Here is an 8,809-nt window from a genome sequence, read left to right as displayed (position 1 = left end):
GAAGAGTAATCATGCAATAACTGAAAATATTTGGTAGGTGGGGTTAACTAGGCGTTTACGTTAGTAATTGGTTTATTGGCTAAATAAATTTGTACAGTAGGTATGTAGTTACCGTTTTGTAGGGTCCGCTTTATGTTGTTTCTAAAGTTAACGATATTCGAACCAGCAAGAAGATAATGGTAACCATCTTCAATATTACTGCTGTTATTGAGAACCTTTTTGTATAGACGTGTCTGACCATCTATTTCATGCTCAAAACCATTAAATTGTAATAAATAATATCCAGTTTTCTGAGATGGAGCTACAAGTACTTGAGCGTTAAAGTCTGCGCCAATACTGTTATATGTCTTTGGTGCTTCAGCTGCTATTGCTGAAGTCGATAATAAAGCCATTAAAAACGAAGCTGAGCTTTTCAAAATAAAATCCCTTTCAATTTATGTTGCCAGCACAATCAATATATACATGCTGTATAAATTGAATGCCTAATAATGGTCACTATTCTAGCTATTAAATACGTAAACAAACAATCATCTAAAGGTATGAAATTAGCATTAAATAATAGTACATTCATCTGGTTGAAAATAAAAATATAGTAAAAGAAGCCTAAGTATCGGGGAAATAGTGAGGGTTTAATTATGCAATATAGCCACTTAATTGTACAAGGGGGGTAGGGGGACCTACAAATAGATACTACGTCATTGCTCTATCTTGTCGGGTGTAATGATTAATTAAAATGGGTAAGAATAAAAAAGGCCACATCACTGATTAAATGATGTGGCCTTCTCATTTTTAACACTTATTTTGTGCGTGAAGCTTTACGTTTCTTCCAAGCGTTAATAATTTTCCAACGCCATAACCAGCGAATGCTAAAATAACCAACAATAGAAAAGAATGTGCCGGATACAAAACAGCCAAGTAGAAATGCCGGACCATATAAGGTTATCGCCTGCATTAACCAGTCGATTGTTAGCTCGAATGAGAATGGATGGACTGGTTCTTGCAGTATCCATGCACCTAACTCATAAGTGGCAAAAAACATTGGTGGCATGGTAATGGGATTTGATAACCATACGAGCGCTACTGATAATGGCAAGTTTACACGGAATAAAATGGCAAAACCAGCGGCTAATAACATCTGAAAAGGCACGGGAACAAACGCCATAAAAAGACCAACAGCGAAAGCACCAGCTGCAGAGCGGCGATTTAGGTGCCAGAGGTTTGCGTTGTGTAACAGATCACCAAAGATCTTAAGGTGCTTATGTTCTTTGATTGATTCTGGATTTGGGAGATATTTCTTAATTAAATTCTTAGGCATAATTCTAATCAATTCTCAGGGGTAATGAATGACCGTTAAGGCCATACTACTTTCCATTACCATATTAATAAGTATGTTCTTTGTTGATCTTGAACGTATTCAATTTTTAACGATAATGACGGTCGCGGTCTTTATCCTTGTTTATGTGAAAGTACTACCTATATTAGTTCTTCTGTTTGTTACATTGAGCTGGTCCATTTTGTATAAAAATAGCGTAATAAATGAAGCGAATACGTTATTCAATAATACGACATTGCAACACAAACAACCACAAGTGGAAGCTGTACAAGACAATATCATAACAGCTGAGCTAATAACATTAGTAAATAAAAAAAACCTACTTTCGTTTGATGTAAAGGTCATTGAGAGCAATAATACAGCGTTGTCTTTTATACAACCTAAGCTTGCCTTAAAATGGCCAAATCCAGAGTATTACTATCCAGGGGATCTGGGTATCGGTCAAGTATGGCGGTTTAAAGTACGATTAATTAAGCCAAAGATTCAGGCGGGTGATAATGCCTTTTCTTCCTTTAAATCTAGATTGTTATCACGGCATATTCAATATATAGGGTTAATTGAAAAGGGAGAGGTGATTCAACCTCAATTGAATTTACGCGGTGACTTGTATCAGATGTTTAAATCTGTATTACCGATTAATGCCAACCCTATGTTGTACGCGTTAACATTTGGTGATCGCAGTTATATCAATAATGAACTTTGGACACAATTTAAATTACTCGGTATTGGTCACCTGGTTGCAATATCAGGTTTGCATATTGGGCTTATTTTTGGGTTTTGTTATCTTTGCTCCCGACGACTATTGAGGTTATTTGGGGCCCCCTATAATCTTGTTATTTGTTTATCGATAAGCCTGGTTGCAGCCATCTTTTATGCGTGGATTGCGGGTTTTTCATTACCTGCACTACGGGCTATTGTTTTACTGTGTATTCATTGTTTATATCGTGTTCAATATTACAAAGTTACATTATTTCAATTGTTCGCGGCAATGCTGTTGGTTACCTTATTGTTGGATCCTTTAACTGCATTTTCGATTAGTTTTTGGCTGTCATTTTCAGCAATGGCGTCTGTATTCATGTTAGTTTGGTTTAGCCGAACAGAAACCGTAGTCAGGGATAAAAGTCCAATAAAACAGAAGCTAAATAATGGTTACCGAAAATTAACGCATGTATGCTATAGCCAAGTGTTGTTTACGTTACTTTTATTACCCATCCAAATGACGATTTTCTCAGGATTTAGTTGGTTATCCGCCATCGTCAATCTGATCTTCATTCCCATATTTAGCGTGTTAATATTACCGGTCTTGTTGTTTGCGGTAATTCTATTGCCTGTCATGCCGATGGTTAGCCGTGTATTAATGAGTAACGTTAATACACTCTTGGATATCATCCAGGAGATATGGGGGACATTGACCTCGAATGATGTTATTTGGATTGATGTTGGAGCGGAATTAAACACGGTCTTTTATAACTGTTTGTTGCTTATGTTTGTATTATTGATGGCTGGTTTAATATTTAAACCGTTACAAGTGACACTACATTCTTTATCCTTGTTATTATTACCCTTAGTTTGTTATAGCTATATATTGAGTTAGGAGATGTTATGAATAAACCCCTTAAAGCGGGCCTATTATCCGCGTTCTTATTTCCAGGTGCTGGACATTGGTTGTTAAAGAAGTATATAGCGGCGGCTGTCTTTGCTGCTGCTGCTGCGCTACCACTGTATTACATTATGGATATCACTATAACGCAGACGCAATTAATTGTAGATCAAGTGATGTTATCTGGTGGTAATATCGATTTGCTAAATATTAACCAGTTAGTTACACAGCAGGCGGCATCTCTAGACACACAAAACATGCACCTTGCAACTATTGTGTTGCTCTGCGTATGGCTTGTTAATATATTGGACGCAATTAGATTAGCAAGAAAACTTGGGCATGAATAAACTTTATCAAGACTTAGCCAATCATGCATCATAGATAGCTGAAAATGCTTGATCTAATGTATCAAAGTGAAACGTAAAACCAGCATCGAGTAATCGACTTGGCAATGCGCGTTGGCCATATACAATCAGGTCGGCTCGTTCGCCCAGTAATAATCGTAAAAGAAGTACAGGTGTCCTTAAGCGCGCTTTTTTACCAAAGCAAGCGGCTAATTTTTGGGCGAAATCAGTATTAGTCACCGGGTTTGGTGAGGTGAGGTTAAAGGCGCCACTGGCTGATTCATGTTGTAACAAATAATTAATTGCAGCAACCATGTCGTCAATATGTATCCATGACATGTATTGATGACCTTTTCCTATTGGACCGCCAAGTCCTAACTTAAAAGGAAATGCCATTTTTTGCAATGCGCCTTTATCTTTACCTAATACAATACCCGTGCGTAATATGACAGTGCGGGTCGACGGGCAGCATGTACGGGCTATTTCTTCCCAATGCTCACATAGCTTGCTCGCATATTCGGGATAATGATTGAGGTGCTTTTCATCTATGCTGCTGTCACCTTGTCGACCATAAACGCCAACGGCTGAACCACTGATAAAGACGTCGGGGGTGATCGTCTTTGTGGAAATAAAATCAACCAGATGTTGTGTTATTTCCCAGCGACTCGACTCTAAAACATGTTTGTGTTTTGCACTCCACATTTTATCCATAATAGGAGCACCAGCCAAATTGATCACTGCATCGATATGGATTGCACTAGGTAACTCATGTAACTCCGAGATGAACTTGATGTTGTCCGTAGAAATATATGAAAAAATATCTTTTGCATTATTAACATCGCGGGTTAATACAGTAAAGTCATAATCAGCTTGGAAAGTATTAATAAATGCTTGGCCGATAAAGCCTGTGCCACCCGTTATTAATATATGCATGCTTGCTACTCAGTTAGTTATGCTACCTTCAGTGTAGGTCATTTTGGCCTGTTTTATAATATTGTTACTCTTTGGTTTAACAAAAAGCAAGCCAGGATTAGCGCTTAACTTACTTTTTGTGGGGCTTAACACGTAAATCTTAGCGAGCGCTACAAAACACCAGTATACGTTTTTGATTTTTCGATAATCTTACACTGAGGCAAGCTAGTAATAAGTAATTCTGATTCACTTGATTTTATGATGACTTAGATTCACATAATAAGTGTCTTTCGTTATGTTTACTCATTGTGAGTACTTAAATAGACGTTCGAAAATTTATTCAGATTATTACAATAAAAAATCTTCATAAATAGGATTGAATACAGTCGCGCTATTGATTAAAGCATTCGCGGTTAAGGCGGGCACACCATAAACTTCAGCTCTCACTTGATGACGGGTTTTTATCGTATCAAGCAGGATTGAAAAGTCACCATCCCCAGAGAGTAGCACAACAGTATCGACCGATTCTGCGACTTGTAGTACATCGATTGTGATCCCAACATCCCAGTCACCTTTCGCCGAACCATCACTGCGTTGGATAAACGGTTTAAGCTTCACGTCAAAACCGATATGTTTGAGTGCATCTTGGAATTTACGTTGCTGATCATCACCTTTATCAATAGCATAAGCATACGCTGTTACTACGTCGCCCTGTAATAATAAATGTTGCCAGAGTTTTCGGTAATTAAACTGACGGCCATAAGTTTGGCGAGTGGTGTAATAAATATTTTGAACATCAACAAACACAGCAATTTTTTGCACAAATGATTCCTAGGGTTCGATATTAATGAGAGTTATGATTTATTCGCATACTTAGCAAGATATTGGTCAAGTGCATTACCAAACGCCTGTTTATCTTTTGCACCTAAAGCCGCGGGACCACCAGTCATTTCGCCACTTGCTCGCATTGTATCCATAAAGTCTCTCATATTAAGACGTTGACGAATATTGCTTAATGTATATTTTTCGCCTCGAGAGGTGATTACATGTGCGCCTTTTTCGATGACTTCTGCAGCAAGTGGTATATCAGACGTAATGACAAGATCATCTTTTGCTACTTTTAGCACGATATGATCATCTGCAACATCAAAACCAGCAGGTACTTGTGTCATCGAAATATACGGAGAGGCTGGGACTCGTATCCAATGATTTGCAACTAATACTAATGGCGCTTTAACGCGAACTGCTGCACGAAAAAGTATTTCTTTCATTGGGATCGGACAAGCATCTGCGTCAACCCAAATTGTAATATTGTTTTGCATATAACCTTCACGTTAGTTTAATAAACTACATTTTAGCGTATTAATAGCCAAAATTGTTGGTCAGTTGGTATTTATTTACCATACTTAATTTATATTCATTGGAGGGATTACCATGTTTACAAGGTATCCCTTTAGGGGATTAAAATATGTACTTCGAAGTGGGCTTGAAAATAAAATAACATCATCACTGCTATTCGTCATGTTGTTAGTCCATTGCCATTCTTTACCTGCTTTACCGCTACATCAGATCTCGATTGTAGGTCCCAATTTTAATGAATCAAAAAGTACAAATGAAATCATAAATGATCGGTATGCGATTGTAAATCATGGTCATTTACAACAGCACAGTGTATTGCCTTTTATGAGTGGTAATATCTTTGTGCCTATGTCTAAAACAGAACTGCAATTTTCGAGTCGTGCAAGCTATCTTTATAGGCTATCCTCGCAATATTCATGGGATGAAATCAAGATATCAGAGTTACTCAGTGTTGGCGATCGTGACGCGGTGATTTATGATATACATTCGCGATTAATACTACTTGGAGATAGTGATGAATCGGTAGAATTATCAGATCTTTACACAGGTAAAATAGCCAGTGCAGTTCGCCGTTTTCAGCGTCGACATGGCCTTAACCCTGACGCTATAATTGGTCCAGATACATTAAAGTGGTTAAATTTAAATCCTCATCGTAGAGCTGAATTACTCACTGATAATATGCAACGAAAGATTAACTTCATGGCTAATCTTGGCGCTCGTTATCTCCTTGTTAATATACCTGCTTACGAATTATTACTGAGTGATAATGGTAAAATTGCACTGCGCTCACGTGTTATCGTCGGTAAACCTAAAAAACCAACCCCGATACTGACCAGTGAAATTAAAAGCATGGTTATTAATCCAATCTGGCGTGTACCCCGCAGTATTTTAGAAGATGATCTACTGCCAAAAGTAAAACTCAATGGTGATTTCTTTAATCAGCGCGATTTTAGTGTTTATAATTATCAAAATGAAAGAGTTGAAAAGTCACCTGAAGAATGGAAAATGCTTGCAAATGGTCTATTTCCATATCGACTTGAACAAATGCCCGGTGTAAAGAATACGCTAGGTCGTTATAAATTTTATTTTCCTAATAACTTCAGTGTTTATTTACATGATACAACCAATCCTAAATTGTTTAGTCATTCGAATCGAGCGCTGTCTTCCGGCTGTATTCGTATCGAAAAAGTGGATGAATTGGCAAATTGGATTGCACATAGTTTAGTCGATGATAAGTCGTTGTGGTTAAAACTAAAGTTCAGTCGAGATATAACCAAATGGTTTCCTTTAAATGATGCGCTACCGGTTCACTTGGTGTATTGGACTGCGTGGATTGACGACAGTGGATTAAGCCAATTTCGCGATGACATATATGCATTACAGAGATAAAACTTGATTTAATGCTTTTTAGCATATACATTCTACTGCTTCTGTACGAAAAGTGATCATCGGTGGTATAGTGTCAATAGTATGTCCAACACGTAGAAAAGTGTTATTAGGTCTTAGCGGATTAGCAGCGTACTCCGTTGCGCCAGTTAAAGTTAAAGCAAGTCAAAGTGTGTTAGGCATGAGAGAGCTTTGCTTTTACAACATACACACGAGAGAACGGGGCCAAGGAAATTATTGGATCGATGGCTTGTATCAAGAAGATACACTTCAAAGCTTCAGCCATTTATTGCGCGATCATAGACAAAACTTGTCTGTACCGATGGACAATCGGCTATACGAGTTACTCTATAAACTAAATAGAACGCTGAACGTTTCAGAAGAATTTCATGTTATTTCTGGTTATCGTTCGCCTAAAACGAATCAGATGTTAGCGGGTAAGAGCAATGAAGTCGCAACCAATAGCTACCATATGCGAGGCATGGCTATTGATATTGCTATCCCGGACGTTAAATTACTTCATTTACGTGAAGCTGCTATCTCATTAAAATTAGGCGGAGTAGGTTATTACCCTAACTCGGGTTTTGTACATGTTGATACTGGCCCTGTTAGACTTTGGTAGTGGTGTTTTACAAATAGGTGTAACCGAATTAATCGTGAAAAGGAGTGTCGATAGGCAGTTGTTTTATTTGAATATGACGACTGCCTTCGCGTTATCATTTGTTCCGCCTCTACACCCTGCAGAGAACGGAGTACCCGCACCAATTAATTGATTATTCTCTAATGTTACTTTATTTAATTTTGGATTTAGAAATGTAGTAAACAGACACGTCGCAAGAAAATTATCATTATCATTATTATCGATAATCAAGTTGTCTTTAATTAGCGTATTACCGTGTCCGACCGCAATACCAATAGGGCGGTAACCAGAACGGTTAACGATATTTGTAATTACATTATCAATTATCTCATAGCCTCCTCGCTCAGCAAAGGATGACTCAGTTGCTATGGTGATCGCAGCGTTGAATTTTAAGTTTATATCGTTGATGGTATTACTGATTATTTTAACATTGTAGGCGTTTGCTTTTACATCAATAGCTTCGTTTCTAGTATGATGAATTATGTTGTTTTTTATTATAACGTCATCAACAGTGTACTGTATTTTCAATCTGCTCTTATCTTTAGTATACGAACCATCGCCAATATATAATCCTTCGCCATAGCGTGGGTTTAGCAGTCCGGTGTTAAAAATTACGTTATCTTTAATCAAATAGTGGCTACCACCATGATGGCGTGGTTTTATCGATATTGCTTGGTTACCCGTGTTAAATACCTTATTTGATAGAAGTGATATATTTGATGAATCTTGTACTAAAATTGCAGTTAAACCTCCTGTTATGATTAATCCTTCAATAATAATCCCTTGTGAGTTCTTTATCGTTATTCCTGTTCCTGTGTATTGCTTGCTTTGTATTATTGTGCCTAAATAATGCCATGGTCGTATAATTAACGGCATACTGCCACTATCAAAATTCTCAATGGTTATCGCCGGTTGGTAGCCATCGGCAAGACATATGACATCACTATCTACATAATTTTCTAAGGCATGATTGATATTTTTATACGTAGGGATAAGAACCGTTATTTTTTCATTTTCATTTAAGATTATTTTTGTGCACTCACGTGTCGCGGGATTTGATTCAGCTTTAGCAGTGTTGATGAATACAGCCATTATAAAAATAATGACGACATCATTTTGCTTATTGATAACGTTATATGTCATACAGAACCTTGTTTATGGGTAATGTAACTGTGTTAATAATAGTGTATTAGCTGCACATTGGCATTTAGTTTGGTGCCAAAATCATACCTAAC

The 8,809-nt window shown here is 37.4% G+C and carries 10 protein-coding genes; 4 read left to right on the top strand and 6 right to left on the bottom strand.

What is annotated here, in order from left to right:
• Positions 1-47: 47 nt before the first annotated feature.
• Positions 48-416: a hypothetical protein gene (locus tag AKG98_RS05125; protein WP_067042369.1), complete on the bottom strand. Its 369-nt coding sequence runs from the start codon at positions 414-416 to the stop codon at positions 48-50.
• Positions 417-796: 380 nt separating this feature from the next.
• A complete protein-coding gene (locus AKG98_RS05120; protein ID WP_067042366.1) occupies positions 797-1,315 on the bottom strand; it encodes a DUF2062 domain-containing protein in 519 nt (172 codons plus the stop codon).
• Positions 1,316-1,343: 28 nt separating this feature from the next.
• Between AKG98_RS05120 and AKG98_RS05115 the strand changes: the two genes are divergently transcribed.
• Both AKG98_RS05115 and AKG98_RS05110 read left to right on the top strand, forming a co-directional pair.
• The gene (locus AKG98_RS05115; RefSeq protein WP_228140207.1) at positions 1,344-2,927 is read left to right on the top strand and encodes a ComEC/Rec2 family competence protein; all 1,584 of its coding nucleotides are present in this window, start codon (positions 1,344-1,346) and stop codon (positions 2,925-2,927) included.
• Positions 2,928-2,935: 8 nt separating this feature from the next.
• The gene (locus AKG98_RS05110) at positions 2,936-3,280 is read left to right on the top strand and encodes a hypothetical protein (protein WP_067042360.1); all 345 of its coding nucleotides are present in this window, start codon (positions 2,936-2,938) and stop codon (positions 3,278-3,280) included.
• A gap of 21 nt (positions 3,281-3,301) precedes the next feature.
• Here AKG98_RS05110 and AKG98_RS05105 read toward each other — a convergent pair whose 3' ends face one another.
• From AKG98_RS05105 to AKG98_RS05095, 3 genes are all read right to left on the bottom strand, one after another.
• A complete protein-coding gene (locus tag AKG98_RS05105; RefSeq protein ID WP_067042357.1) occupies positions 3,302-4,210 on the bottom strand; it encodes a TIGR01777 family oxidoreductase in 909 nt (302 codons plus the stop codon).
• Positions 4,211-4,537: 327 nt separating this feature from the next.
• Complete coding sequence (locus AKG98_RS05100) at positions 4,538-5,011, bottom strand: NYN domain-containing protein (RefSeq protein WP_067042354.1); 474 nt, start codon at positions 5,009-5,011, stop codon at positions 4,538-4,540.
• A gap of 32 nt (positions 5,012-5,043) precedes the next feature.
• A complete protein-coding gene (locus AKG98_RS05095) occupies positions 5,044-5,499 on the bottom strand; it encodes a YaiI/YqxD family protein (protein WP_198155426.1) in 456 nt (151 codons plus the stop codon).
• A gap of 124 nt (positions 5,500-5,623) precedes the next feature.
• Here AKG98_RS05095 and AKG98_RS05090 point away from each other — a divergent pair, with 124 nt between their 5' ends.
• Entirely contained in the window at positions 5,624-6,937 is a 1,314-nt protein-coding gene (locus AKG98_RS05090) for a L,D-transpeptidase family protein (protein WP_157534066.1), read from the top strand.
• Between the two features lie 70 nt (positions 6,938-7,007).
• Complete coding sequence (locus AKG98_RS05085; protein WP_067042344.1) at positions 7,008-7,556, top strand: DUF882 domain-containing protein; 549 nt, start codon at positions 7,008-7,010, stop codon at positions 7,554-7,556.
• Between the two features lie 63 nt (positions 7,557-7,619).
• Here AKG98_RS05085 and AKG98_RS05080 read toward each other — a convergent pair whose 3' ends face one another.
• Complete coding sequence (locus AKG98_RS05080) at positions 7,620-8,717, bottom strand: right-handed parallel beta-helix repeat-containing protein (protein ID WP_067042341.1); 1,098 nt, start codon at positions 8,715-8,717, stop codon at positions 7,620-7,622.
• Positions 8,718-8,809: the final 92 nt, after the last annotated feature.

This window comes from Moritella sp. JT01, assembly GCF_001574435.1.
In the GTDB taxonomy this organism is placed as follows: Bacteria; Pseudomonadota; Gammaproteobacteria; order Enterobacterales; family Moritellaceae; genus Moritella.
Note: the sequence above shows the minus strand (reverse complement) of the source record. Positions and strands in the feature narration are given on the sequence as shown.

Bases quoted from the DNA above. Each gene is read 5' to 3' on its own strand.
- AKG98_RS05090 (WP_157534066.1), top strand. From the start codon at position 5,624: ATGTTTACAAGGTATCCCTTTAGGGGATTAAAATATGTACTTCGAAGT.
- AKG98_RS05120 (WP_067042366.1), bottom strand. From the start codon at position 1,315: ATGCCTAAGAATTTAATTAAGAAATATCTCCCAAATCCAGAATCAATC.
- AKG98_RS05105 (WP_067042357.1), bottom strand. From the start codon at position 4,210: ATGCATATATTAATAACGGGTGGCACAGGCTTTATCGGCCAAGCATTT.
- AKG98_RS05115 (WP_228140207.1), top strand. From the start codon at position 1,344: ATGACCGTTAAGGCCATACTACTTTCCATTACCATATTAATAAGTATG.
- AKG98_RS05080 (WP_067042341.1), bottom strand. From the start codon at position 8,717: ATGACATATAACGTTATCAATAAGCAAAATGATGTCGTCATTATTTTT.
- AKG98_RS05110 (WP_067042360.1), top strand. From the start codon at position 2,936: ATGAATAAACCCCTTAAAGCGGGCCTATTATCCGCGTTCTTATTTCCA.